Genomic DNA, 24,913 nt, shown 5'->3' with positions numbered 1-24,913 from the left:
GATTGTTTTAACAAAAAAAGGGAGACAAAGAGATGACAACCATATTGACGCTGGACAGGGACGGCCCTGACGCACACGAGGCGAGGCCAACGGCCCGAACAGCCACGAGCGCCTCTGCTGGCGAAACGTTGGCGAGCAGCCTGCTCCTGAAGGCGATGTCCGCGGGGTGGCTGACACCGCAAGACATGTCCATGGTGATTCCCATGTTGGCGTTCCAGCACGAGGTGGCGATCAATGCTGTCCACCATCTCGTCGACAACGGACTCGCGACCGATGCGATCGCCAGCGGCATCCTCGGTACCCTCGGGCGCCAGCGGCTCCAATACGACAAGGTGCTTCGAGCCACGGAAGCCGTGAGATTGACCGGGGAGTCACTGCCGGGCTTTGCCAAGCACCTCGAGCACCAGAGCCTGGTGTTGTGCGAGCAGGCAAACGACAGCACCGCAGACGATATCTGTTCCGCCCTGCGCCTGATTCAGGCACACGTATTGGCCGAGTTGACGCGAGGACTCGACAAGGCGTCGGCTGGCAGCCAGCCATTGGGCGTCCATGCCGCTGAGCGGTTTGACGCCCACGGCACTTGGAGCAGTTCCACCGGCCCCATTCTGGGACTGCATCTGGATTTTCTGGAGGAGTTGCATGCATTCATGCGCTTTACGCGCATGCGCGGCATGTCGGACCGGATTCAAGCGCGGGTCAGTCTCGAACGGAAAGCGGAACCACCGATTGCCATGTTCCCAGGGGTCGGGCAAATCATGTGCGAAGAGTGCGATGACATGCGGGGAATCGAATTCACCGTGGAACGCTACCCCTGCACAGCCGAAGTGCTCGACCCCAGGGTTGTGCGCATTCCTCCCGGAAAGAGCAACAACCGCCACAAACACGCGCACGAAACCCTCTTCTATTTCATCGAGGGAGATGGGGAGATTCTTGTCGGCGAGGAATGGGTTCCCGTCAAACCGGGCGACGCGGTCTTCTCGCCACGCTGGGCGATGCACCAAACCCGCAACACCGGAAGCACCCAACTCACACTCTTGGCAATCACCGACTACTACCTGACGAGCCAAGTCTACGTGGGCAAGTACGACAAGATTTGATCGACGATTTCAACAAAGGGAGACAAAAAACATGTCGCAGTTCTGGCAACTTGCAGACTCGAGTAAGACGGAAGCGGAATACCTCGCGGACTCACGCCTGAGGACTCTGCAGACACTTCCCCTGGATGCGCTCCAGAGAATTTTCGTTCAATACCGATTCTTCACGATCTACTACATCTCCGATCTCGCACTGCTGGTGCACCGGCTTCCGTTCGGCAAGCTTCGCAGTCTTCTCGCTGAATTCCTGAGCGAGGAGCTTGGTGAAGGAAGTGAAGATGGGGCGCATCCTCACCTCTACGACGAGTTCCTCAAGAGTGTGGGTGCCGATCCGCAATCCTTCGATGCGGCCGCACTCCCGAGCAACATCGACTTGCTGGAAGAGATCAGTGCCCTGATGCAGGACAAGTCCCCAACGCGCGGCGTCGGCCTGCGGGGGCTGGGCGGCGAGTGCCTTTGTCAGCTGTACCTGTCCGCAATGCACAGCCACTTCAGCAAGAACCCCGCCATCCAGAGCATGCAGATGTGATCGACTGGCGCTTCTGGGAGATCCACATCGGCGAGATCGTAAGCGTGGCCTCAGTGCCGCATTGACCCAAGCCGCGTGAGTGCTGAGCATGCGTACGCATGGACGATAGTGGACACACGCCGGTCTGGACGGGTCAGCGCATTGAGCGGACCAACGCTCGAGGCCGTCACAGATATCTGCCGGCGTTCAAGGCTTGGATCGTCGAGCAGGCGCTGGTGCCCGGGACGTCGCTGGCGGGGTTGGCCATGCGCCATCAAGTCAACGCCAACCAGTTGCGCCGCTGGGTGACGCTGCGCCAGCGCCTGGGATCTGCGCCTGCACCCGCGCCGAAGCTGCTGCCCGTGATGGTGGCCGCGCCACCGGTGACGAGCGGCGAGTCGAGCGGGCACGCCATCGAGGTCGAGGTTGCCGGTGTCGTCGTCAAGGTGCGCAGTGGCGCCGATCCGGCCACGCTGCGCACCGTGATCATGGTGCTTCGCGGCATGCCGACGTGATCGGTCTGCCGGCCAACACCCGGGTGTGGATCGTGGCAGGCCACACCGACATGAGGAAGGGCTTCGATGGCCTGGCCGCGCTGGTCCAGACTGCCCTGGCAGAGAACCCGTTCTGCGGGCACGTGTTCGTCTTCCGCGGCCGCCGCGGCGACATCGTGAAGGTGCTGTGGTTCGACGGCCAGGGCCTGATGCTGTTGGCCAAGCGGCTCGAGCGTGGCCGCTTCGTCTGGCCCCAGGCCAGCGAGGGCCGGGTCGTGCTCACGCCTGCGCAGTTGTCGATGCTGCTCGAAGGCATCGACTGGCGCATGCCGGCGCGAACGCACACGCCGCAGCTGGCCGCGTGAACGGCGCTCGGGAGTGATCCCGATGCGGTACTGACGCGCTTGCGGCACAGTGGGCTTCGTGCCGCAGGACATCGACCCGATCAGCCAACTGCCCGACGATGCCGCGCTGCTCAAGCAGCAACTGCGTGTCAGCGCTGGCGAGGTGCAGCGGCTGAAGCTGATGGTCGACAAGCTCACGCTTCAGCTGTCGCGCCGGCTGCGCGACCAGTTCGGCCGCTCCAGCGAGCGGTTCGACGATGGCCAGGCCAGCCTGATCGAGCCCACGGCGCTGAGCGAACTGCCTGTGCGCCAGCCGGCGGCGCCAGCGGCCAACGCGGCGACTGTGGACCGCAGCCTGCCGGAGCACCTGCCTCGCGAGCACAACGAAGTCCGCCCCGACGCCACCCACGCCCACCGCGATACGTACGGCCAGCCCTGCGGCTGCACGGCGTGCGGCGGCCGGCTGCGCGCCATCGGTGCCGATGTGTCGGAGCACCTGGAGTACGTGCCGGCCCGCTTCAAGGTCATCCGCACCGTGCGGCCCAAGTTGGCCTGCACGAAGTGCGAAGCGATCTTCCAGGCCGCCGCGCCGAGCCGGCCCATCGTGCGCGGCCTCGCCGGCCCGGCGTTGCTGGCGCACGTGATGGTGTCGAAGTTCTGCGACCACGCGCCGCTGTACCGCCAGAGCCGCATCTATGCCCGCGAAGGCGTCGAGATCGACCGCAGCACGATGGCGGGCTGGGTCGAGCAGGTGCACCGGCTGCTGGAGCCGCTGGTCGCGGCGCTCGGCCGTCACGTGCTGGCGGCCCCCAAGATCCACGCCGACGACACGCCGGTGAAGGTGCTGGCGCCGGGCGAAGGCAAGACCCGTACAGGACGACTGTGGGTCTACGTGCGCGACGGCCGCCCCGCGGCAGACACCACGCCACCGGCGGTCTGGTTCCGCTACTCGGCCGACCGCAAGGGCGAACACCCCCGTCGCCACCTGCACGGCTTCAGCGGCATTCTGCAGGCCGACGCCTACGGTGGATGGAACGGGCTGTACGACACAGGTCAAGTCACCGAGGCGGCTTGCTGGGCGCACGCGCGCAGACCCTGGTGGGATCTGTACGAGCAGCACCGCGACGAGGCCGGTCTGGCAGCGCAGGCGCTGCGCCGCATCCAGGGGCTGTATGCCGTCGAAGCCGACCTCCGTGGCCAGTCGCCGGCGGCACGGCGAGCGCATCGCCAGGCACGGGCGGGCCCGCTGCTCGAGGAGCTCCACGACTGGCTGCAGGGTGTGCTGTCCCGGGTCTCGGCCAAGTCCGAGCTTGCCAAGGCGGCGCGCTACAGCCTGGCGCGGTGGGCGGCGCTGACGCGCTACGTGGACGACGGGTGCATCGAGATCGACAACTCGGCGGCCGAGCGCGCGCTGCGCGGCGTGGCGCTCGGCCGCGGCAACTTCCTCTTCATGGGCTCGAACGCTGGCGGCGAACGTGCCGCGTCGCTGTACAGCCTGGTCGAGACCGCGAAGTTGAACGGGCTCGATCCCGAAGCCTACCTGCGTGAGGTGTTGCAGCGCATCGCCGACCATCCGGTCAACCGCATCGACGAGCTGCTGCCGTGGGCGATCGCCGCGCAGCCCGCCGCGCGGAAGGCGGCTTGACGCGAGCACCTGGCACCATGGCGGTCATGGCTGACGACGACATCGCCGCGCGCATGATCGAGGCGCTGCAGGATGCCCCGAGCTTGCAGCTGTACCAGATGCGGGCCCTCATCGACGGGCTGCTGGCAGATCCCAAGCGCACGATGGCTGCGCGTGCCAGTCTGCACCTGGGTCAGGCGGTGCAGTTCATCGACCACCGCACCGGCCAGGTTCGGCACGGCAAGCTCATCGCCCGGCATGACGCCCAGGCCACGGTGCTGGAAGAGGCCGTGCGCCGGACCTGGAAGATTCCTTACGTCGCGATTGAAGGCACGAGCGCTGCACCTGGCGCGCAGCCCCAACCGTACGAGCCGCCGCCGGAGCCTGCCGTGCCGCAGGGGCCGGGCACCTTCCACGTCGGCGACAAGGTCACGTTCGACGATGCCAAGGGAATAGCCCAGGTGGGCCTCGTCACGCGCATCAACCGACGAACCGCCACGCTCGAGGCCATGGACGGCCGCACCTGGCGCGTCGACTTCCAACTGCTGCGGCACGTCGTCGAGGTATAGCGCTCCGCCGTCAAGAGGGTGTTGGACTGACGCTTACGCGAGATCGACATCTCCCATCGTCTGCGACTGCGAGCGGCAATCGACGAGGAGATTGCTCGCTCACCCGAACTGGAGTCCGATATCCGCGTCGGTTACGAGAAGAGCAAAGCCGCGTGGGATCAGTTCTGGCTCAACATTTTTGAAGCCGAAGAGGAAAGAGCCTGCCTGACCCATTGAGCACAACAGATGGAGAAAGGGGACCTTTGGCATCGCCTCCTGGAGAGAACCACTCCAGGGCGTGTTCCATGCCAATCGTTACATCGACGGCGAGCACAGGCGGCAATCCCCTGGCCCAATCGGTTCAGTTAAGCAGTCATGGCTGCGGCGCTCCTTGGACGAAAAGGGGCAACTTGAAGCGTATACGCCTAGCCAAACCATCTTGAACAAGGCATAGCAGCGGCAAAGAGTTCGTGTAGAGCATGCCGCGGAGTTGGTTCTCTCGCCGCACTGCGCGCCTGAACAGCTTCCGTGTCGCAATCTGAAGCACCAGTCCGTCCTCTCAGTTGGCCGGCATCACCGCTGCAAGCCCTTGTGTCGGACCTGCCTCGTGCATCGCATCGATCATCCCGCGCAGCCATGCCTCCAGCCCGTCGATTCGGACAAACTCCGACGACACGGGGTATGGCGGATCGCGCATTGACCAGTAGATGTCCCGGCAAGCGTAGACCTCCCGGAACCTGGGTTCGCCAGTCTGCCCTTCCGGCCACTGAAGAAGTTGCCGCACCCGCTCCACGTGCTCTATCAGGTAGAGCCGCCTCCGCTCAATCTTCTGCATGTGCCAGCGGCCATCCCCTGGACCGAAGATGCGATCCCGCAATCGACGAGCGTCCTTGAGACAGAACGGCGGCTGGTTGTACTTGCACTCGATGCTCAACCAGAGACTGTGCTCTGGCCAGTAGGCGAGCACGTCGTAGTCGCCCACGTCCTCGAAGGCTTCCTTGGGGAAACGTCGACGGAGGTCAAGGCCAGACATCGCGTACGGCGTTACCCGCGAAGTGACTTCGAAGGCTCGGACCTCAAGTCCTCGCTCGATGCCCTCCTTGACCGTTCGAACAGCCTTCACCATGTGTGGCCACGCGAAGTCCGCCGGCAGATAACCGTCAAAGATGGAGCCCGCCCAGATCGCCGACGTCCGATTCACTGTGGCAGCTCCCCAAGCCAGCGTGTCGGCGTCCACCCTGATGAGCGGCCTGATGAGGTAGCGGTGAACCCGCTTGTTGTGCTCCCAGACCGGGACATCGGGTTCGTCTACATCCTTGCCTGTGAGCCGCCGGACCCCCACTGGGTCCAAGGTGAGGAACTCGATGAGCTTGCCGGCAAGCTCGGACGTCAGATCGGGAACGTGCCTGACCAGCACCTCGTTGAGTGCCTGCGGCGTTGCCGAGTAGCAGAACTCAAGCTCTGGACTTCCACCTATCGAATACCAGCGAGAGAGTATGTTGAGCGTCTGAAGGAGGTGGGTCAGCGAGAAACCGACGTCGGCAACGAATGCCGTGTCGATGGCCTCCCATGTCCCGGAACTCCCCTGGGTGGAGTTCACCTCATCTTGTGCCGAGAGGCCAATGCCGATCTTCGCGCTGGCAGCTTCTTGGAAGAAGTCTCGCTCCCGCTCGTCTCGCCCCTCTGAGAAGTACACGGTTGGCACATAGGCATCATTCAGCTCAATCCCGCCGACGTCGATGTCGTTGTGCAGCGTGTCGCTCGCGCCGTAGAGCACTGAGAGCCAATCCACCGCCGCGATCAGTTGGACCGCCTCGGCAGACCGGAAGTCGCTGCCGCCTGGCTCCGGAAGGCTCAGGCAACACTCCAACAAGTACCTGTAGTTGCGTGCGGAGCTGGTAAACGCCTCGTAGGCTTCGGCTAGGCGGGCTGAGCGATCAAAGGACACCTCGTGCGTGAGACTGAGCTTCATGCGAGTGACTTCGCTCGAATACTTCGCCGTCAGCTTGTCGTGCTGCTCGATGCAGAAGAGTAGCAGCCGCCTCCGATCGAACCGCGCCACTTGCGCATGGATTACCTGCCGTGCTGCGTCTCGCGCCGCGTTCATGATGACCTTGGCGGGCTCGAGCTCGTATCGCGCAGGCGCTGCTACGCCTTGGTTCTTGAGTACGACGGCCAGATCGCGACGTGCCCTCTTGTAGTGCTCTCCCTCGGGCACACTGGGGTCCGCGTAGTTCGGGACGTCCACTCGGCGTTGCGTCGTATGGGTCGTGAACCTGGGCTGACGGGTCGCCGTCTCTTGCAAAAGTGACATCACTTTCTCGTCGACCGAGAGACCCAGCAGCTCAGACAACCCAAGCACCATCTCGGTCGCGCATTCGACCTCACATGACGCATCCTTTGCCTTTTCCATGCGAACGTGCAGACGCGCAAGGTTTACCTCCACAGACGCAACCACCCGCTGCCCACCGCGCCCAGCCTCCAGACGCCAGTTGCTCAAGAGTGGAAGCCCTGCCCGTTCCTCTATCAGGCTTCGCTCGGACAAGCAGACCAGCGCCTGCTCGTTGAACCGGCAGTGAACGACGATGTGTTCTCGCTGGAATAACGGAAGAGTCGATAGCAAGTCCCCGCGCTGGGTGATGGCGTCGACGACGCAGTGAACGAACAGCTCGAGGACCGGACCGTTTTCCATGTCCGGCTCCTCATCATCAATCTTGATCTGCGCTTGGAGCGTGGCAGACCCAGCGGTGCCCGACCAAGCCAAGGCGAGTGGACCCTTCGCCTGCAAGGTTGTCAGGCCATCGCTCTTCTCGTCGACGACCCAAGTCGTTCGGTCATCGGGGAACCGCGCAGGCGCGGATTCCCAGAACGTCTTTAGTTCGTTGAAGCGCCAGCTCGAGTTCCAGTGCGGGTCGAGGCTGATGAAGTTGGGCGAAATCGCACCGTCAATCAGAAGCGCGTGGGAGTCGCGAAACGACGCGAAGTGATCGGTTGCCCCACTGAACCCTCCAACGAGACCCTTGGTCTGGTCGATGTAGTCCCAGTACTTGTCAAGTTCCTTCGCATTCTTCAGGGAGTCGAAGATGGACACGAAGTCTGGAAATCCCAACACACGAACCCTGGGTGTCGGAAGCTCGAACGAGCTGAACTTGGTAGTGGCGCAAGCAAGTACAGCCAGCACCTGAACATCCGCGGAACGCGGCTGCAGGCCGTCCGGATGGCGGAACTCCACAACCTCTCTGATGTCGGGAAGTGCAAGTCCCCAGCGGTCGCTCCTGTCGATGAGTTGCCTGAGCCTTCGCTCAAGTGATGCGACACGAGGCAATTCATCAGGTGCAACTGCCACGATGAAGTGAAACTTCCTTCCAGTGGAAACAACCGCGACGAACGGTCCACCCAACTGCTCGGATGTGCCGACGACGCTCATAGGTCCGGCGACAACAGAGCCTTGTCGCAGCCGATGCGTCAGAAAGAGTCCGAGCCTGCGATAGAAGTCGACCGACGCGTTCCGCGGCCGTGCGTCCCAGAAGTCGATCACCACTGCAGACGCAGAACGGGGGGAAATCGGGATCCTGGTTTGACCGATTTGGACGAGGCAGTGAGGCAACGCCGTTCCTGTCATCACGCCATCGCCAAAGGAGCCCCAAGTGCTTGCCGGACGCAGCGCCCCCAGCTCGATTGTCACAGCCGTGCTTGCTGGCCCGGCAACGGGATGCACGGTGGCGTAGGTGGAAAGTAGAGTCTGCCGACAAGCGGCCCAAAACTCGGCCGTTGGGATCTCGATATGACCCGCGCGGACTCGGTCGGTGCTCCCAACAAGGCTCGCGGGGATGCTTCGGATAATGTGTGCCTGTAGTGCAAGTGCGAACCGCATGTCCGCGAGAGCTTGTGGTTCGTCGGCCCTCAAGAGGCGAAATGCCTCGATGAAATCGGGTATGCGCTCGACGCTGCCCCCATAGAAGATGGGCTCGATCCGCCCATCCGTCGGCAGCATGATCTCGCCCCAGTCCGCCTCCGGAACGAAGTCCTCCAGCATCGGGTTAGACGGCAACAGCTGATGGAGCTCGTGAGTGAACTCTCGGAACGCCTCGAAGGACTCAATCCTCCTGGCCCCGGAGTACTCCGCCGTCGGCATGCTCAACGCAACCTGGAAGCCGAAGACGTGCTTGACTTGACTGGACCGGTTGGGCAGCCACAGTTCAGAGACTCCCAACGACACGATTACGTCGGCTGGGTCGAACTCGATGAAGAGCTTCTTCAAGGCCTGGGACTGGTCCCTGAAGCCGTCGTCGCGCGCGCAAGTGGACTTCGTGTTGTTCTTCAAGAGATGCAACAAATCCGGCATCGCAGCCGCGCGTCGCTCGCGCTTCAAGCGCGCCTTCTTCCCCATCTGCCTCACCTCCATTTGGATCGGACTGCCGTCCGAGGCGCACGCGTCAAGGAACTCGAGCGCGAGGTCAAGGATTTGCGCCGGGCCAACGAGATCCTGAAGCTGGCCAGTGCATTTTCGCCCAGGCGGAGCTCGACCGCCGACTGAAGTCTTGAGGGACTTCATCGACAAGCACCCGGCACCCACGGGATTGAGCCGATCTGCAAGGTTCTGCAGGTCGCTCCGTCGGGGCATCTAAGGCACGCGGCCCTTCGGCACAACCCTGAACAGCGTTGCGCTCGCCCTCAACGCGACGAGGCCCTGGTGCCGCACATTGAGCGCGTCTGGCGGGCGAACATGCAGGTCTATGGGGCCGACAAGGTCTGGCGGCAACTCGGCCGTGAAGGCTAGCAGACCCTGAACGCAGGCGTGACGGCTGGCTAGACGAAAAAGACGCCGCTCTTTAGGGTCTCGTCGAACGCGTCGTATGTGTTGCTCCGGTGAAGCAGGCGCACTTCCCAGAGGTAGAACGATCGAACCACCTGCCCTTCGGCGGCCGGGAACTCGCGGTAGGTAGTTCCGCGAGAGACCAACGCCGCACCGCATGCCCCACTCAGTGGCCCCGGCCGCACTGGACCCCAGCCCGCATTCCAGTGAGCGTAGTCCGCCACCACTTGTTCATCCTCGAGGACCTCGAGCGTGGCGCCCACTTGATGCACCTCGGTCTGAGTAGTCCCCGCGAGCGTCGGCACGAACAATCGTGATGGATAGAGGTTCAATTGCAGGTATCCCATGCGATCAAGGTCCATCCGTCCGGCCAAAGGCAACGACGCCGACTGACCGTCCAGCAGTTGATCAATCGGCACTGCCCCCAACCAAGTCTTCCTATCGAGCGGCGTCGTGGGCGCGCTTGGCAGCGTCGGCATATCGCGCCAGAAGGAGTCTAGATGTGCAGCCAGGTCCTGGTCACGCACCTCGCTGTCGCCGGCCTGCAGCCAACGCACCAGCGACACTTCCACGCAGCGCGCCATCGTCATCTCGACGGGAGTGCTGAGCGCGATCAGCTCATCGCCGGGTCGCGCGACCGCGACGCGATTGACGACACCTCGCAGGATTCCCGCGATCGAGTTCGCGTCCCCGCTGAAGTCCTCCCGCACCGGCACCCATGCCGGACGCGACGGCCTCAGCGCGGCCAGCGTTGGATGAATGGGCAACGCCTTGAGCGCGTAGTGGCGCACGACACCAGAGGGCAGTCCCCACAGCCATTCCGCCACGACCAAGGTGCGCAAGTAGGCCGAGATCGCACGAAGGGCGGCGCGGGCGGAGTACGGGCCCACGAACCCTTTACCCAGAGGCCGCGCAAAATGCCAAATATCGCCCTGCAGGGGAGCCTCGGGATAGGCCGCCCGGTTTTGAGCCCACTCGAACGCCATCTGGCGGATCAGTGGAAGCTTGGTCCGAAGCTCCAGCCTGCTCAGCGTCGTCCGGAAAATCCTTGCCAGGTCTACCCCTTGCACGCCATCAAAATCACTAGGCGTTTCGAAGTCCTTAGGCGCCACTTTGAGGTCGGCATCGAGCACCTGCGCCGCATAACCGAGCGCCTTGAGGAACAGGTTGGACAGCAGTGACGGCTTTGGCGTGTGGGCTGGAAGTTCAGCATTCGGGGCGTAGCCGTGCGCACTCGCGGCCATCCAGAAGATGCAGAGCACCTCGACGACTTCTGCCTCAAGCTTGCGCGAGTGCAGCACCTTCAGCAGCGCTGCCTCGGTCTCGGCCGTCGTCGCGGGATCGCCCAGCCTGGTCGCGAGCTCCTGAATGGTCCACCACCGGCAAGTCGGCGTCGGCCATCCGAGACGAGCGATGAGAACTCGAAGATCGTCCATCAAGCTCCCGGCGCGTCGGCTGAAGCTAGCTCGGTCCCCCAGCCCGGGACAGCCAGCGGGAGGGTTCGGGTGTCTTCGAGTACGCAATCGACCATGAACTGCGCGAACTCAACCGCTGCATCGATGCGCCCCTGCTTCACGTAGAAATAGACCATCGCCTCGCCCGGCGCAAAACGCGGCCGCTCCGGTTCGCCGAACATGGCATAGGCCGTCTCGGTCACAAAGTCATCGCAAGACTTTGGGTAGTACTGAGCCACCAGGTCGAGCCGCGCGAGCGTCTTCTCCTCGCGCTCCATGTACCCAATCCAGGCGCCGCTGTTGATCTGCGCGCTGACGAGGTACTTCCAGGCCGCCTTCAGGCCGCCCAGCCTGCGTCGGGTATGAAAGGCATGGCCAGACAGGTGAAGCAGGTCGCGGCCTTGGCCTCGGTCGGACAACAGCGAGTCATCCAGTGCGTCGAGTATCCGCTTCCCCTGCCCCTGGCCCTCCCAGTACCGATACCACGCCAGAAGCGCCGCCTCGTCGTCGTAGCCACCACCCGAAAGGCGATCGAGCAAGGCCTTCAGTTGCTCGGGCTCGAAGGTCGAGACGTCACCGTCGAAGGGCTTTCGATCCGTGTTAGAGCCCGCGTACTCCTCGCGCTCCAGCACGCCAATGTCCCAGCCTCCGTGAGTGTTGAGTGCCTGCAGTCGCTCGGCGGCACCCGCAACGCTCTCCCTGGTAAGCCGCTGCAGCATATCGCCAACTTCCGGATGCAGGCCCGTGCGCATCAGCGCATCAAGTGGCCAGCCGGCCTTCACACCCTGCTCGACATAAGCACTCAGGCTGTTCTCAGCCTGAGACCAATCCCCGGCGTCGACATGCTCCTCGTACTTGGCCACCAATGCGGCGGGCGCCAGTTTGGCCAGCAACGCGTCCGCCGCGGTCAGCACATGCCGGGTGCCCTTGCCATCCGTGTAGTCCAGCACCGAGTGGACTTGAGGGGCCACCTGCGCCAACAGTCGACGTGCAACCTTCGGCGCGGGTTCGATCAGGAAGCCGATCGCGTCGAGGGTCTTGTTCAGCGTCGGGTCCTTGCGATGCGAGAAGCCCGTCGCCAGCTCCCAGGTTTGGCGGCAGAGTTCGCGCGCCGGCGCTACCAAACCATGGGTCACCGAGATCCCACACAACTGCAGCGGCGTTTGCAGATGCACGCTGGTCTCCTGCCGTACCTCCGCATCGAACTGCTCGCGCTGCGAGCGCACGAATGCCGCAGCGGCCTCATCGGACATCTTCGTCAGCAGCCCCGCGGCGTACTGCTCGCGGAACGACGTCGGGTCGAACCACTTGAACGCCCCTGCAGCAGCGAGCGTCGCCTCCGTCAGATCTGCCTCGACGGCATGGCCCAAGAGGATGCTGCCGAGACGGACGTCGCAGGCCACCTGATGCAGCGCAGCCCGAAAGTCCTCTGCTGCAGACTGCCAGTCGTGGCTCTGTCGGAAGTGCCTGAATTCCACCGGGTCCAGTAGCTCAAACACCTCGTGGAAGTCTACGAACTCCCCCCGCCACCAGTGCTGGGCCATCTGAGCAGCGACGCCTGAGAGCGTATTCAGGAAGTCCGTGATGTTCTCTCGGTCGGCATAGACCGGCGCGCGTGCAAAGCTGAACTCGGTCTGCCCTTCCGCGGCCATGCACAAGCTCAGATGAACGGCGCTGAAGAACCAGTGGTGCACCAGCCTAGCAAGGTCCAGCTTGCGCTCGCGGTAGTCGAGTCCCAGCCAGTCGATCGGTATCGAGGCGTTCAAGGTCGTCACGGCCTGCGTATGGGCCGCCTCGACGGCTGCTACGAAGGGCGTTCTGGCGAGTGCTTTGAAGTCGCCGCGTTCGACAATGCTCACATTGACCTGAGCGGCGGCCCGGAGGCAGGCATCGCTGACCACGCACTTGCGCCGGCCGTCGCCCATCGAAGCAGCGAGCGACATCAGCTCGTCGAGTTGCCCGTCTGCGGCCATCAGCCGTACGCGCGGCAACCACCCCTCCGGGTGAGCCTTTGTCACGAGCCGCTTGAGCCCCTCCGGCGTGGTCCCCACCGCGCCCAGGCGAGCAAACGCACCTGCCAGGAACCTGAAGGCATCCAAGCCGTTGCCCGTGGCGTACTCGCTTGAGAACCGACTCGCCCCCCGAAAGCGCCGAAGCGTCTCCTCGCCGCATGCCTCGGCTACGACATGGTCGCCGCGCGCCCGCAGCGCGAGACCCAGCGCCGCCACAAGCTTGATGTCCGTTTCTTGCCTCGAAGCAATGGCCTCGCGGATCACCCCATCGTCCGGCGCCAGCGCCCACGTATAAGAGACCAGCCGGGCCATGTCCTCGTCCGGCATCTGATACTGGCTGCCCTCAACCATGCGGGCCTTCAGGTGTTGGAGGCGATAGGCCTGCGCGAACTCAGCCCGGTCCAGCGCTGCAGCCACGGCGTCGGTGATCAACGTGTCGAACAGCGTCTGCGGGTATCCCTCTTCCAGGCGCAGCAGGACCCAGTCCCGGGTCAGGCCCGCGATCAGGTGGCTTGGATCGCCAAGCTGTGCCTGGACTGTCCAGAGCCAGTTCACCCGCAAAGCGTCGGACGCCAACTTCTCCAGCCAGCGCGCAACCTCCGGCCTCAGCGCGGCGATGCGATCGGCATAGCCATCGGTCGAGCGCACGTACACGGCCAGGCTCTCGTGGAAGACCTTCAGCCCGGCGGCCGACGAATGAAGCAAATGCTCGACCTTCTCGATCTCGGGCGCCGCCAGCTTCATCGCGGTCGCGATCTCATCGAACGCGGTCCGCGGCCAGAAAAACGGGAAAGCGCACACCAGTCGCAGCGCATCCTTCAAGCTAGCCGAAAGACGCTCCCACAGCGATCCGTAGTAGAACTTCGCGTCCTGGCTCAAATCACCGGTAAGCTGGTCGACGTCCCATCGCGTGACCTTGCCACCTGCAAGCACCAACGCGGAGGTCGCGTAGATGACGTGCAGCGGGTGACCGTTGGTTCGGGCGCGCAGCGCGGCCGCAGCACTCTGCAACTCCTGCTGAGCGACAGCCTCGCGCGCCGCAGAAACCTCTGGCGCTTCGACGCCCTCCGGCTCTGCATGCCCCTCCGGCTCATCGGGCTCAAAGCCTGTGCTCAGCCGACCGGTCTGCACCGCCTGACGCAAGTACGAAAGGACGGCGTCGCCGGACATGGCGGGAAGCGTCTTCCAACTCGCCTTCGGCGCCGCGATCAACAGGTCTGCCGGCAGTTGGGCGTCGTCCACCGGCTGCGTGCCCACGAGCAGCACCAAGTTCTCAGGACACGGCACCAGTTGGGTAAACAGATCCTCCAGCGGCTTTTTGTCCTCGGCATTGATACGCCAGACGTGGTCGAGGCCATCCAAGATCAGCACGAAGGGTTTGTCGAGAGGCTTGTAGTGCGCCGCAGCGGCTTCCAACAGCGCGCGCAGGCCACCTGGCGTGCGGGGGACGTCCGGATGAAATCGCTCGATCTGCGACCGGATGGACTCCTCGACGACGTAGCTGTGCACGCGATCCCGGCCGCGCTCCGTTGTGGATAGGAAGTAGTGGTGGCGGACCGTCGGAATGTTTTTGTCGGCGAGTGTGTCGCACAGCGCGCTGAGGTAGGTGCTCTTGCCGCGACCAGGCGGACCAGTCAAAACGATCGCCTTGCCGGCTGAACGCAGCGCGTCCTCGACGAAAGCCTCGTGGAAGTCAGCATCGGGCACCTCATAGCCCTTGGGGACCGCAAAGTCTTCCGGCAGCGGTGCCGGCGGCGTCGCCTGGAGGATCGCGCGAAGGTCTGGCAACGTGATCCAGCCGGACGGCGGCGGAGAGTTCTTCTGCGTCGCCCAGTTCAGGGCGACGTTCTTGAGGACGGCGATGCCCTCCGGCGTGCCATGAGCTCGCAGCCGCGCGTTGACCTCGTGCTCGAGGGTCTCGTAGCCCTTGTCGCTGTGCGTGATCTGCAGTCGGCCGAGAAACTCCTCGCAGTTCTTCTCGCTGCCGAGTTCGGCGATGAGCGCCGCGCGCCTCGGGTCAGAAATCTTGGCGAAATCAATCTTGTCCCCGGTCAGGCAGGCTTCGATCTCGGCATCCGGCCGCCGGTTGGTTAGCAGAGAGAGCTCGCCGATGCGTGCCGGGTCCAGCGACCTATACGCGTCAAACCACTTCTTCAGCAACGAACGGGACCGCTCCGTCTTGCCGGACTTCTCAAGCAGCCAATCCCAGGACAGCGGGTGTGCATCAGGGTTTGGCGTGAACTTGATCTGCTTGAGGTCTTGCAGTCCGTCCGTGCGCTCGACCACGATGTCGTCCAGACCCGTCGGTGCATCCGCCTCAACGTCACACTCGAACTTGACCTTCGCGTAGCGACTCGGCCCATCCAGCCAGTCGCACAACACCCGCAGCCCTTGCCGGTTCTGATAGATGTAGCCGGCGGCGGTGATCGCCGTGTTCTTGATGCATTCAGTCATCCTTCGCGGTCCCTTCCGCTGCGAGAACAGCGTCGGCCCGCGCCGTGAAATCCGCGATGCGGTTGAACACGACGATGCGGGGATTGTTAGTCACGACTGGGAAGCGCGACACAACCATATGCTGCACGGCGTCGGTGGCCAGTTTCATCTTCAGCAGGTGCTCACGGTTGCGCTCCTTCACGAGGGCCCGCTCGTACGACAGCACCAGGCCGCGGTTGTAGCGCGCGAAGGCCACCGCATCGGAATCGACGCTGGAGAGCCCGACGAAGTTGTTCTTGCACTGCACGTTCCAAACAACGCCTTCGCGCAGCGTCACGACATCGAACTCCTGCCGGTTGATGCGCACGATGTCCTGCACGGCGAACCCCTGCTTCTCCAGAGCAGCCTCGACCATATCCTCGAAGATGAAACCGGCTCGGATCTGGAAGCGCTTCCGGCGGTCCAGGATGTACGCCCGCCAAGAGTAAATAAATCGGCTCAGCAGCGTCACCGTCGACTCTAGGCGACCGTCGATCATCACGAACGGCGCGTAGCTCGACAGGCAGTCCATGTACGTTGCAGCCCCGCAGGTCAACCCGGCGACGAGAGTCGGGTGGGCGCCCTCCTCCGCGGCCAAGGTCTCGAGCGCGTCCGGCGAGATCCGAACCCAATAGTCGTCATCCACGAATTTGCAAGACAGGCGCCGGACCAGCGAAGCGGCCGCAGCGAACTCGGTGCTGGTCAGGTCGAACTCCGCGTAGACCGCCTCAGTAATCAGGATGTCGTTCCTGAGCTCGGCAGCTGAGACGAGCCGGTCATCGCGCAGCGACTCCCTGGACTCGATCATCCGCCGGCCCTCGGGCGTCGTCGGAACGACGACGATGGCGGCGCGCTCCGGTTCCAAATAAAGCCGGTCGAGCATCACGATCTCCACGTCCGGATCTTCGGGAATGTTTAGGCGCCGCTGCGCTAGCTTCACCATCAATGCGTACTGCACGCCCATCATCGGCGCCGCGCAAAATTCAACGATCTGCAGGAAAACGATCAGCGTGGTCTCCTGCTTCATGACGCGCGTTCCCTTGCAGATGGACGGGATGAAATGCAGCAGGCCCACCAAATGCCGCCGGCGCGACTGGAAGTAGCCCACCAGTGCCGCCAGTGACAGAAAGCCGCTCGCCGCGTCGTGAATTCCACGCCGCGCGAACTCAGTTCCGATGTCCGAGCCCTGCACTATGAGGAAGACGAGACGATCGACCAATGCGCGGTCGAATCGCTCAGCGAGACGCATCTTGAGCCAGTGGAGCTTGAGCAGGTGCTGCCCGCTTTGGATGACCGGGAACCCGAACAGGCGCCCCTCGAATGCGTCGTCCTCCCAGTCAATCAGCGTGAGGTTGATCAGTTCCTCGACCGCGCGAAGCGTCTCGAGCAGGCAGCGCGCAGCGGATGTCGGCTCGAACTGTGCGAGCGTGTCAACCGCGCGCGTCTGGCACTCACCCAGCCGTCCTTCGAGCCATTCCGCCGTATGCTGAGTCGCCCTCGCCATGCCCTTACGCGCTCTCGGACCTCTCGACCAACGAACCAACTAGAAGCTCGGCCCAGCGCAGGCAGTCGAACACGAGTGAGCGCAGGATCGGTTTCGTGCCGTGGACGTCACCCATGTGCGAGCGAAGCATCTGCATCACATAGGCGCCTTGGTTCAGCGCGCCTTCGAGGTTCTTCTTGAAGGGCACCAAATCGGACTGGATCCACCCAAGTTCATCGAGCTGCCGGTCAAGTTCGATCAGCACGCCCTTTGCCAACACCGCCTTCCTGCAGCGCTCCTGAAACGATGCCTTGGTCGGGTCGCCAAGGCCCAGTTCGTCGTAGACCTTGGACGTGGCCGCATCGACAGCGCCGCAAGCGGCAGAGATGGCTCCGCCGAGATCACCGTCGCGCAGACGTTGCGCAGCTTTCAGCAGGTCGTGACGGGACTCGTCAGGCGTGTCAGCGAGGATGTCGACATCGAACACCGACAGAGGCACCAGCGTTTGATTGACGAACGACCAACCTAGACGGCTCAAGTACTCGGAGAGCTTGTCCTGCGCTTCCGGGCGCCGCCGCAGGATTTCTTCGATGAGGATGGTGAGGAAGTGAGTCCGGTTGGGGCAGATCATCTGAGCGACTTGCTCGTCAATCGCCGACATCAACTGCCCTTTGGTTGCACCGCCTTGTGACTTCTGCACCAGATGCGCAGTGGCAGTGACGTCGAAGCCTGCCAATCCGGCCACCTCCTTGATGTCGTAGAAGCTGAACTCTTGCAAGCAAGCTCGGACGGCCGGCCACGCTCGAAGTACGTTGTCCACGCGAGTAGGCTCCCTGTCTCTCACCGTGACCTTGGGTGTCGCCTTGACGATGACAAGCCGGCGCACCTCGGGAACGACAAAGCTTCTAACGAGTTCCATCGCCTCCACGGCGTTGCCGCGAAGAGGCGCGAGTTCCTTGAGCTGCCGAGCCAGGACTTGCCACCCGATGGTTTCGCAGTAGGCGCGCAGTGTGTTGATTTTGCCAGTGAGGACGCTGTCGATGACGCCTTGGGGTTCGAGATCGTCGTAGTAGTCGTTGAGGGAGAACTTCATGCCCTCGAGGTCTTCCGCTACGGACAGCACGGCGCTCGCCTGAGCGGCCGGCAGCTCGCGCTCGACATCGACATGCAACTGAGCGGGCTCTTCGACATCGGACGCCACATTGGAGCCCATAGACCGAAAGGGGGAGGATGCGTTCCAGCTTCGCACCTCCTCCACCAGCTTTGCGTAGGTCTCGTGCTTCAGGACCGTCTCGGAAGGACAAACGAAAGCATCCTCCTTGTGCAGATCCGTCGACCACCCAGAGCACCAGATGGAGGTGTCCAGCATCACCCGAAGCGCAGCAGTGACATCTACGACGGGTAGCTTAGTTTGCACGGCCACAGCGGACACAGGGACCTGCGCTTGCTGGGTCAGGCGATACTGAGCCTTGAGGACCGCGTACACACGCTCGATGTTCGATAGCAGTCGACGCGCCGGCTCCGTGTCCAGCAAGGGAAGAGCAATGGACTGAACGATGTAGTGGTCGTTCTCTCGCTTGAGCCAGCGGTTCGATTCCAGCTCCTCCAACGCGTCAACATCAGAGTAGTGGTCTGCTCGAAACTTGAGCGCGGGGGCACCTCCGCCCAGGACGAGCATCTGCTCTAGCAGGCGAGTCAGGAGGTCGCGTTGCGCTGCCGAAAGCTGCTCGGCCGCCCGGACGGTTGAGAGGATGTTCATCTGGCAATAGTCACTCAAAGAGCTTCAGGTGCGCCACCAGGTGCCGTTCTTGAGCACACCCATGCTGCCCGATACATGCACGCCGGGAAGCCAGCCGCGCCGTGACGCCTCGCGCAACGATGGACTCGAGATTACGCAGCAAATGGCGTCAACCTGCCCCCGGAAAGAAGTCGCGGATGTCCGCAAGCACCGGCGAAACTTGGTCGCCCGACAAAGCGAACAGCGCCTCGTCCAACCCACCAAATCTCAGCATAGGAACTTCGATCTGGTGCATCACCGGCGGATGGCAGGCAATGTCGGACTTGAAGAACGAAGCGTGCTTGCGGCAGGACAACGGCCGATCTTCGTACACGGAGCAGTCACCCTGCCCGTCGAGAAAGGGACAAGGCCTGCCGCTGAATTCGTCCAGCGCATGATCAACCGTGCTGACCAATGGCGTCTTCCGGCGACCCGATGCGCGGGCGAGCCGCTCCGCTTCGACCGCAGTAATGCTGACGTTCATGTGGCAGCACGCAGCACAGCCCTTGTGGCAGGCCACGAACGGTTCCCGGTGTTCTGACAACGCGTCGGCGACTTGATAGATCCGCTGCAGCTTGCTGCGGGCCGCAGCGTTCATCTGGCGGACCACCTTTGGGATCTCGTCTTCCGCCCGACTGACCTCCGTCGGGATGGCCGAGACGAATGCGGCGCGGCGCGCATCGGCCTCAGAAATTTCGTCAGGTGTTGGCAATTGCTGCATGGGGTACGTCACGACAACTCGCTCAAAAGCCCAAACTTTCGAGCCACGCCTTGACTTGGCGAAACGCGTCGACCTGAACCTGATCGGCCGTCATGTCACCAAGCGCGGCCGAGTCGCTCAGGAACTGGCGGACCGTAGTAGGCCCGAATGCAGCCTCGTCCGTGAACTTCCCTGCGATGTGCTTGAAGCCCTCGAGCGCCACCGGATCGTCGAGCAGCGGTCGACACGCTTCGGCAAGCGCACCTGGTCCACCTTCGAACTCGCGCACCGAGAAGTAGATGTCGTAGGCGTCCTTATGCTTGTCGCGGCCAACGAGCGCATAGCCTTTCATCACCAGCAGCGCCGGGATGCTCGCGACACGGAGTTCTACCGTGTTGCGACGCCCGTCCGGCATCGTGCCGTCGAGCTTGTGCCGAACGAACGACTGCATGGCCACGCCCGCGCCGTCGGCCTTCTGCACCGCGAAGTTCGCCAACAGCGGCGGCTTGTTGCGTTTGAACTTCGCTTCGCGCGGCATCAGCAGGTCGATGATGACGGCCACTGGCGCATGGTCCTTGAATTCGACCGTGCGCCGAAGTTGGAACCACTTCATGTCCTCAGCGGCGCGCTGGTACCCCGCCGCCTCGAGCGACTCGACCAAGTGCTTGTAGTCGCCATCGCCCAAAGCTTGCGCGTCAAGGCTGAGGTCGATGTCCAAGGTCCCGACGTGTGCGGGCACGGCATCCGGAAAGAGCAGCCATGGCACGGAGCCGCCGATGACGACAAATCGATCGCGATAGGCGCCGAGCACCTGGCCGATCTCCAACAAGACTGAGAGCACGGCCTGTGCGCCGACGTCGTCATAGTCGTTTGCAGACTTCGGTTCCATCACGACACCCCGGCCAACAGGGGCTTGATCCTCTCGGCACGCCAATGCTCCGCCGCTTCACGGCCACGCTCGCCGGTGGACAGCAGGTCCAGATAGGTCTGGATCGGACCCGTCCCCTTGAGCTTGGGCGAGAGGTCCATCGTTTCTTGCCAGAGACCGTCGTCGCTGGGCCTGAAGATGGTGACGTTCTCGCCCTTGTCGGTCGGCGCGATCTCCAGGTGGCGTTTGAGGAGCGCGATGCCGACGGGTGCGGCATAGAAGAACTCACCAGCGACACGCGCATACGGCGCCGCGCGACGCGCAACTGAGTGCGATGCGAGCAGCACCTGCGATCCCTGAGCAGCGACCTCGGCAAAGATTTGCTCGATCGCAGCTTCGAGTGCTCTCCCGTGCTTCAACGTGTGGCCGCGCAGCACAACACTGGGGGTCTGGACACCGTCGTCCCGCCAGGCGTCAAGCAAGGCTTCCGGCTGGGTCAGGCGCAGCCCCTCCCCCGTCTCGGCGTGCGCCCATTCCCGTTCGATCAGCGCTCGACGAACGTTGCTGACCTGGCCGACACTGACATCGGCCTGGGCCGCCAGCTCGACCACCTTCCAGGAGGCGTTCGGCTTGTGCAGAAGCAGTTTCAGCAGGCGCGCGGATTTCGGGAAGAACAACGAACGCTGCTCGCGCTTGGTCGCGAAGGGGTCGCGGTCGGCCTTGTTGATCTCCAGATGGAAGCGGGGGAACACGATGCGTGCGTTGCCCGCCAGGTCGAGCCAGCCGATGCTGCTTTCCGCGAGCATCGCGCGGGAAGCTGGCGAGATGAATGGCGCGAACACCAGGCCGCGCGTCAATCCGGTTGCCCTGAAGATCTCTCGGCCGAGCTGGCTCATCGCGTCCCGAACGTAGCGCGGTTGCCCGGACGACTTGCATTCGACGATGAGGCGATGCGGCTCCTCGTCGATGGTGAAGTCGACCTCGCCGTCGTAACCCCCGTCCTCACGCCGAGGGACGGGGTCTACAACGACGTTCTTGACGATCGGTGAGGCTTCCAGCAGCCCCTGAAGCAGGCTTGGCCAGGCTTGCTCGACCTCAAGCGGGCTCATGGGTTTCACCGGACTAATAGATTTCAGCACCCGCTGAATCTAGCTGATGGGATGAAATTTAGCAAGAATTTCATCCGAAATGGCGATTTCAGCGGCGGCTGGAACGGCTATTCAGAGTGAAATCTGACGTCAGCCAACTAGCCTAAGCACAGGCGTGAGTCGACTCGAACGGTTCAGGCCGCTCCGCTCCTGTTCTCGATCCACAGCCTGATGTCTTCGGCCCGCCAAGCGGTGATGCCCGGCGTCAGCTTCACCGGCGCGGGGAACGTCTTAGCTGCAACTTGGCGCCACCACGTCGACCTCGAAATCGGGATGAAAGCAAGAACCTGTGCCTGCCTGACAAAGCCAGTCGGCGGCAGCGAGGGGACGGGATGAGATGGATAGTTTTGGGCCGAAGCCTTTGGGAAAACAGTAGTCATCTCGCCATTCTGCGCATCAGAAGACGAGCGACCTGCGTTCGGACTGTGGTAGCGACGCCGTGGTTGCCACGTTTGCGCTCGTGGTAGCAGGCCCACTGAACTTGTTCCGTATCAACGTTGAGCATCGACGTATGACGAACAAACGGAACACTTCAGCGCATCGTGGCGTTCCCAGAAAGGGGTTCGTGTGCGAACGCTGAACTCCCGATCACATCGCTTTCCGGACGCTCGTGGTCATATCGTGGTGTAGCTCCATGGTCTGCTGTGCAGCAGACCCTAGCAAGTCGCCGTGCCGGGCCAGTCGAAAGACCGCTGAAACCGTTCTTTAGCTACATATGAACTGCTTCAACCATCATGCGCTCGGCCGTACGGGTCTTTCCGGTCACTGCCGCAATGGCATCGTGGCGGGTGACCTGCATAGATCGCCCGGCCTGAACGCTTTCTGGGTCGCAAAGCCAACCCAGAGCCCACGGCCTCCAGCGCCACTCGGCACTTGAATCTGCGCAAATCCCTCGGAGTCATCGGTCGGCATCGGGCCACCACAACGGCCTTTCGCCACCCGCTGCCTCTGTACGAATGGCGTGCATGAGGTTCTCGATCGGGTCGGACAAACTGCCGCGCACAAGAGTCAGCCATTCGCGCACGGCTTCGTCGGTCTCCGCCTGAACACGCGCCTCCATCTCGGCCACCACACGCCGTAAGCTCAAGAACTCGTCGTAGGCCTTGCCCGCGGCCCGCGCTCGATCGATTTGCGCGTGTCGGGCCGCCTTTCGATCGGCGATCAACTTCTGCGCCGCGAACCACACGCGACTCGCCTCCGCCCGCTTCTCTGCGGCGACCTTGCGCTCCGCCTCTTCGGCCTCACGAACCTTGCGCACCTCTACCTGGGCGGCCAGCATGGCGGCGATGTCGCGTGCGATTGCCGACAGCAACTCGGCCAACCGCGCTTGGTTGCCGACCCAGGCCTTGGGAGACCCGAGAGGCCGTTCGATCTTGAGTTTGTAGGTGTCCTTGGCAACGTACTCTTTGTCATCCCATGGACGCTGCGGATCCTTGCGGACGCGCGTCTCGAACTCCTCGGCGAACGACAGGCCGATTTGTTCGCCGCTGCCGTGAATCTCCACCAGGTGAGACCTGTTCCATTCGCGCACCTCCACTTTGCAGCCCTGCGACTTCAGCGCGCGGATCAGCGCATCGTGGAAACGCAAGATCCAATCAATGTTCTTCAGGGTCGCGACGATGCGAAGGCATCCCGGTTCGTCCGGAGCGAACCGGCCGTTCAGTGTCCTCTGCGGTGCAAGAAATAGCAGTTGCGGCCGCCCGGAATGCCGCCCTCGGGCCTTCTCCAGCTCTGTCTTGCGCTTTTCGACTTTCGCGGCCAACGCGGTGAAGAAGCGCGCCGTGTTCCGAACCAGGTGGTCGCACCCATCGAGCGTTGGTCGGATCTCGGTGGGCAGAACTTCGACGGCAGACCTGGCTTCGCGCACCGTGCTCTGCGAAAGCGATGCCTGTGCTCGAGCCGTCTCGCGGCGCTTTGCTTCGCGGGGCGTGGGCGGCTCCCATACGAGTTCGTTGTCGTCTGGCCGGGGCAGCTTCGTTGATTTGACGGCCTGCCCTGCGGCGGCACGAGCCCAGTAGCCGCGAGCAGGGATGGGGATGTCGTGGCGCTTGCAGAGCTTGCGCAAGCCGTTGTCGGACAAGCCGAGCTCAGGTGCCAGTCGGCTGAGTGGCGTCTCCCATACCTGCCGGTACAGATCGGTGCGTGTGATGGCGCCGTTGCTCATCGCGCCCTCCGTCACGGCGCACCGGTCGAGGGGGTGGCACCGCCCTCGGTAGGTCCGATGGACAACGCCGAGGCGGATGGGTCCTTCGAGAACTCGATGACGAAACGATCGTCGTCTTCGTCGACCCCACCGGGTTCAAGCCGGACCGCAGAGATGATCTCGCCGCGATCGAGACAAAGCTTGAACAGGTTCGCACGACCTCTCGCATCGTCCATGCCGATCGCGTGCTGAAAGTGGTCCTGCGTCAGCCGTCCAGCCAACAGTTTAAGAAGCGCACGTGCAGAGATGCTGATCGTCATTTTCGTTCTTCCACTCGTGATGTTGGTGCCGACGCACCACCCGCGACTGTCTGGCCCGTATGCCGCCTGCTGCTGCAATGAGCGGGCCTGGTAGCCCTCGAACCGTGGACGCGGCAGCACCGAGGCCAGTCTTTCGAGTCCGCTCATCGTTACCTCGACCCCCGGGCGGACGAAGGCACTCACCTGCCAAGTGAGTGGCTTGCGCGAGATCGACATGAAGTCCCTCTCTCGTCGAGGCGAGAAGACGCAAACCACGTCGAGACCGCACCTTGGCTGCGCGAGGAAGCTGTCGATGATCTGCCGTCCGGTGACCGCGCCGGGGCTGTGCATGCTCTCATTCGGATTGCGGAGCAGCCTGCTTCCGACGTCCGCCAGCAGCAAGCACCGGACGCCCTGGAAATCCGCACTCCTCAACTGATCGGCCTTTGCCTTGAGGGTTGAGTGCACCGGGTTGTCGGTCAGCGAGTACGCCTCGGCCGGCATCGTCGAGAAGAAGTTGGAGTGGCGGGACTGCTTGCACTCATTCCACGTGACCACCAGATCGGTCCTGCCGACGGTGACTCGAAGAGGTGCTCGCTGGGCCGCGCTGCCGGCAGAGGTCATCCACGCCCGCAACTCGGCGGCAATGTCATCCGTCACCTTGAATTCGGGATCAACCTTTCGTCTGCGCACGTACCCCTCAGGCGTGTAGCCGCTCTCCTCGCCGAAGTGGAAGTACAGGTGATGCCCCTCACCGCGGCGGATCCTGTTCGCCGCTTCGCACAGCAGGCTCGCCGTGCGCCTCATCTCGTCTTCCTGTGCCAGGCCGGCATCGGAGATGGCCGCGATCTCGATCGCGGCAGGTTGCGGCGCAAAGAGCAGCTCGGAATAGGCATCCGGCAGGCGCCCGAGCGCGAACCACTCCGGCTCAACTTCGACATCGCCAAGCTGAAGCAAGCCCCACAGCAGCGCGAGTTCCATCTCCGCAGGCAACGCCTGCTCCACCCGCTTGTTCTCGAGTCGCCGCAGCAGATCCTTCCCCTTCGCCTCGTCCAGGCGCGGGGCCAGATCGTTCAGCATGGCCTGTAGACGGCGGCGCGTGAAGATGGGCATGTCGGAGGCGGTCAGG

At 63.2% G+C, this 24,913-nt stretch carries 17 protein-coding genes, 1 pseudogene and 1 other annotated feature; of the genes and pseudogenes, 7 read left to right on the top strand and 11 right to left on the bottom strand.

Going from position 1 to position 24,913, the window contains the following annotated elements; translation table 11 throughout:
- Positions 1-32: 32 nt before the first annotated feature.
- The 6 genes from AX018_RS09290 to AX018_RS09265 all read left to right on the top strand — a co-directional run bounded on the left by AX018_RS09290 (position 33) and on the right by AX018_RS09265 (position 4,633).
- Positions 33-1,097, top strand: coding sequence for a cupin domain-containing protein (locus AX018_RS09290; RefSeq protein WP_111877008.1), 1,065 nt, complete (start codon positions 33-35; stop codon positions 1,095-1,097).
- A gap of 31 nt (positions 1,098-1,128) precedes the next feature.
- Positions 1,129-1,623 carry an iron-containing redox enzyme family protein gene (locus AX018_RS09285; RefSeq protein WP_111877007.1) on the top strand — a complete coding sequence of 165 codons (495 nt, stop codon included), beginning with the start codon at positions 1,129-1,131 and terminating at the stop codon, positions 1,621-1,623.
- Between the two features lie 98 nt (positions 1,624-1,721).
- On the top strand, positions 1,722-2,117 hold the full coding sequence (tnpA, locus tag AX018_RS09280; protein WP_111877006.1) for an IS66-like element accessory protein TnpA: 396 nt from the start codon (positions 1,722-1,724) through the stop codon (positions 2,115-2,117).
- The gene (gene tnpB / locus AX018_RS09275; RefSeq protein ID WP_111877005.1) at positions 2,114-2,461 is read left to right on the top strand and encodes an IS66 family insertion sequence element accessory protein TnpB; all 348 of its coding nucleotides are present in this window, start codon (positions 2,114-2,116) and stop codon (positions 2,459-2,461) included. The genes tnpA and tnpB overlap by 4 nt, the downstream gene beginning before the upstream one ends.
- A 70-nt stretch (positions 2,462-2,531) precedes the next feature.
- Positions 2,532-4,085 carry an IS66 family transposase gene (tnpC, locus tag AX018_RS09270; protein ID WP_111877037.1) on the top strand — a complete coding sequence of 518 codons (1,554 nt, stop codon included), beginning with the start codon at positions 2,532-2,534 and terminating at the stop codon, positions 4,083-4,085.
- 17 nt (positions 4,086-4,102) lie between these two features.
- Positions 4,103-4,633, top strand: coding sequence for a hypothetical protein (locus AX018_RS09265; RefSeq protein ID WP_146749275.1), 531 nt, complete (start codon positions 4,103-4,105; stop codon positions 4,631-4,633).
- 538 nt (positions 4,634-5,171) lie between these two features.
- On the opposite strand, the gene AX018_RS09260 is transcribed toward AX018_RS09265, so the two are convergent.
- Positions 5,172-8,936, bottom strand: a complete 3,765-nt coding sequence (locus AX018_RS09260; protein ID WP_146749274.1) for a hypothetical protein — start codon at positions 8,934-8,936, stop codon at positions 5,172-5,174.
- Positions 8,937-9,044: 108 nt separating this feature from the next.
- Between AX018_RS09260 and AX018_RS09255 the strand changes: the two are divergent.
- Positions 9,045-9,389: pseudogene (locus AX018_RS09255) on the top strand (IS3 family transposase); the annotation flags it as partial.
- Positions 9,113-9,227 (top strand) — a sequence feature (AL1L pseudoknot). (Overlaps the previous pseudogene by 115 nt.)
- Before the next feature lie 32 nt (positions 9,390-9,421).
- Here AX018_RS09255 and AX018_RS09250 read toward each other — a convergent pair.
- From AX018_RS09250 to AX018_RS09205, 10 genes are all read right to left on the bottom strand, one after another.
- Positions 9,422-10,864, bottom strand: a complete 1,443-nt coding sequence (locus tag AX018_RS09250) for a multidrug DMT transporter permease (protein WP_111877002.1) — start codon at positions 10,862-10,864, stop codon at positions 9,422-9,424.
- Entirely contained in the window at positions 10,864-15,348 is a 4,485-nt protein-coding gene (locus AX018_RS09245) for an NACHT domain-containing protein (protein WP_111877001.1), read from the bottom strand. The genes AX018_RS09250 and AX018_RS09245 overlap by 1 nt, the downstream gene beginning before the upstream one ends.
- A complete protein-coding gene (locus tag AX018_RS09240; RefSeq protein WP_111877000.1) occupies positions 15,341-16,870 on the bottom strand; it encodes a hypothetical protein in 1,530 nt (509 codons plus the stop codon). Before AX018_RS09240 ends, AX018_RS09245 begins: the two co-directional genes overlap by 8 nt.
- A 4-nt stretch (positions 16,871-16,874) precedes the next feature.
- Positions 16,875-18,608, bottom strand: coding sequence for a hypothetical protein (locus AX018_RS09235; RefSeq protein WP_111876999.1), 1,734 nt, complete (start codon positions 18,606-18,608; stop codon positions 16,875-16,877).
- Between the two features lie 148 nt (positions 18,609-18,756).
- Positions 18,757-19,359 (bottom strand): YkgJ family cysteine cluster protein, encoded by a 603-nt coding sequence (locus AX018_RS09230; protein ID WP_211322406.1) that lies wholly within the window; start codon positions 19,357-19,359, stop codon positions 18,757-18,759.
- A gap of 10 nt (positions 19,360-19,369) precedes the next feature.
- Positions 19,370-20,215 carry a hypothetical protein gene (locus AX018_RS09225; RefSeq protein ID WP_111876997.1) on the bottom strand — a complete coding sequence of 282 codons (846 nt, stop codon included), beginning with the start codon at positions 20,213-20,215 and terminating at the stop codon, positions 19,370-19,372.
- Complete coding sequence (locus AX018_RS09220; protein ID WP_111876996.1) at positions 20,215-21,303, bottom strand: type IV toxin-antitoxin system AbiEi family antitoxin; 1,089 nt, start codon at positions 21,301-21,303, stop codon at positions 20,215-20,217. Before AX018_RS09220 ends, AX018_RS09225 begins: the two co-directional genes overlap by 1 nt.
- 173 nt (positions 21,304-21,476) lie before the next feature.
- Entirely contained in the window at positions 21,477-21,722 is a 246-nt protein-coding gene (locus AX018_RS09215; protein ID WP_111876995.1) for a helix-turn-helix transcriptional regulator, read from the bottom strand.
- A gap of 518 nt (positions 21,723-22,240) precedes the next feature.
- Positions 22,241-23,506 carry a hypothetical protein gene (locus AX018_RS09210; protein ID WP_146749273.1) on the bottom strand — a complete coding sequence of 422 codons (1,266 nt, stop codon included), beginning with the start codon at positions 23,504-23,506 and terminating at the stop codon, positions 22,241-22,243.
- 11 nt (positions 23,507-23,517) lie between these two features.
- Positions 23,518-24,897 carry a hypothetical protein gene (locus AX018_RS09205; RefSeq protein ID WP_111876993.1) on the bottom strand — a complete coding sequence of 460 codons (1,380 nt, stop codon included), beginning with the start codon at positions 24,895-24,897 and terminating at the stop codon, positions 23,518-23,520.
- Positions 24,898-24,913 lie beyond the last annotated feature (16 nt).

It is taken from the genome of Paracidovorax anthurii, from assembly GCF_003269065.1.
GTDB lineage: Bacteria > Pseudomonadota > Gammaproteobacteria > Burkholderiales > Burkholderiaceae_C > Paracidovorax > Paracidovorax anthurii.
Note: the sequence above shows the minus strand (reverse complement) of the source record. Positions and strands in the feature narration are given on the sequence as shown.

Coding starts and splice junctions, on each gene's coding strand:
- AX018_RS09285 (WP_111877007.1), top strand. CDS start 1,129: ATGTCGCAGTTCTGGCAACTTGCAGACTCGAGTAAGACGGAAGCGGAA.
- AX018_RS09205 (WP_111876993.1), bottom strand. CDS start 24,897: ATGCCCATCTTCACGCGCCGCCGTCTACAGGCCATGCTGAACGATCTG.
- AX018_RS09215 (WP_111876995.1), bottom strand. CDS start 21,722: ATGACTACTGTTTTCCCAAAGGCTTCGGCCCAAAACTATCCATCTCAT.
- AX018_RS09225 (WP_111876997.1), bottom strand. CDS start 20,215: ATGGAACCGAAGTCTGCAAACGACTATGACGACGTCGGCGCACAGGCC.
- AX018_RS09245 (WP_111877001.1), bottom strand. CDS start 15,348: ATGACTGAATGCATCAAGAACACGGCGATCACCGCCGCCGGCTACATC.
- AX018_RS09210 (WP_146749273.1), bottom strand. CDS start 23,506: ATGAGCAACGGCGCCATCACACGCACCGATCTGTACCGGCAGGTATGG.
- AX018_RS09250 (WP_111877002.1), bottom strand. CDS start 10,864: ATGGACGATCTTCGAGTTCTCATCGCTCGTCTCGGATGGCCGACGCCG.
- AX018_RS09235 (WP_111876999.1), bottom strand. CDS start 18,608: ATGAACATCCTCTCAACCGTCCGGGCGGCCGAGCAGCTTTCGGCAGCG.
- AX018_RS09290 (WP_111877008.1), top strand. CDS start 33: ATGACAACCATATTGACGCTGGACAGGGACGGCCCTGACGCACACGAG.
- AX018_RS09240 (WP_111877000.1), bottom strand. CDS start 16,870: ATGGCGAGGGCGACTCAGCATACGGCGGAATGGCTCGAAGGACGGCTG.
- tnpA (WP_111877006.1), top strand. CDS start 1,722: ATGGACGATAGTGGACACACGCCGGTCTGGACGGGTCAGCGCATTGAG.
- AX018_RS09220 (WP_111876996.1), bottom strand. CDS start 21,303: ATGAGCCCGCTTGAGGTCGAGCAAGCCTGGCCAAGCCTGCTTCAGGGG.
- AX018_RS09265 (WP_146749275.1), top strand. CDS start 4,103: ATGGCGGTCATGGCTGACGACGACATCGCCGCGCGCATGATCGAGGCG.